The organism is Hydrogenophaga electricum (assembly GCF_030160815.1).
Taxonomy (GTDB): Bacteria; Pseudomonadota; Gammaproteobacteria; order Burkholderiales; family Burkholderiaceae_C; genus Hydrogenophaga; species Hydrogenophaga electricum.
This window is the reverse complement of sequence record NZ_BSPB01000145.1, coordinates 1-917: the sequence shown is the minus strand read 5'-3', so window position 1 is coordinate 917 and position 917 is coordinate 1. Positions and strand designations below refer to the sequence as shown.

Genomic DNA, 917 nt, shown 5'->3' with positions numbered 1-917 from the left:
TGAAGGCGGCCGTCGTGCGCCGCGAGGCCTTGGCACGCCTGGAGGATCTGCCCGGCTGGGCCAACACTGTCATCGGCGATCTGCTCAGTGAAGTCAGCCGGCTCGATGAGCGCATCACTCAATACGACCAGCACATCAAGACCATGGCACGCCAGAGCACCGAGGCGCAGCGCCTGATGCAGCTGCCAGGCGTGGGCGAGACCACCGCCACCGCGCTCTTGAGCACGATCGGCAACGGACGCGACTTCAAATGTGGTCGCCAGCTGTGTGCCTGGCTGGGCCTGGTGCCCGGGCAGTACAGCTCGGGCGGCAAGCAGCGCCTGGGGCGCATCACCAAGGCCGGGGACCCGTACCTGCGCAGCTTGCTGGTGCTGGGCGCGCGGGCGGTGCTGGCTGCGGCCAAGAACAAGAGCGACCCGATCAGCCGCTGGGCCACCGCGCTGGCGCAGCGGCGCGGCTACTGGAAGGCCGTGGTCGCCATCGCCGCCAAGAACGCCCGAATGTGCTGGGCGGTGCTCAGCAAAGGCGAGGACTTCAGGCTGCCGGCCTGAACATCACCACATCGCAAAAGAGGCAACATCAAAAGGTTTGATTTCCACCACCGCGTGCAGCCAGCGTTGATGAGTCAGGGTTGGACCTGCGCGGGGCGTGACCGTTGAACTCAAGGAGTCCAGGGCCGGCGGCAACGCTGACCATCCTCGGCTAACGAATGGGTCCCCCGCGCGCGTCTTTCATCAGGGTCCGTTGCCATCCAAGCAGCATCGATGACCGTTTGTAGTTTCGCTGTCCGCATCCCTTGCTTGACGAGCAACCAGGGCTGGGCGCTGAAGTTGGAAATCGAACACTGTCAGAACACATTCCGTGATCCATCGCTTGGCGATGCATCACGGCTGGATCGGTGTTTGACTTTCGGGGGG

At 64.3% G+C, this 917-nt stretch carries 1 protein-coding gene; it reads left to right on the top strand.

Going from position 1 to position 917, the window contains the following annotated elements; translation table 11 throughout:
- Nucleotides 1–551, top strand: a 551-nt coding sequence (locus tag QQK43_RS23190) for an IS110 family RNA-guided transposase (RefSeq protein WP_284309642.1), incomplete at its 5' end; no start/stop codon positions are given.
- Nucleotides 552–917 lie beyond the last annotated feature (366 nt).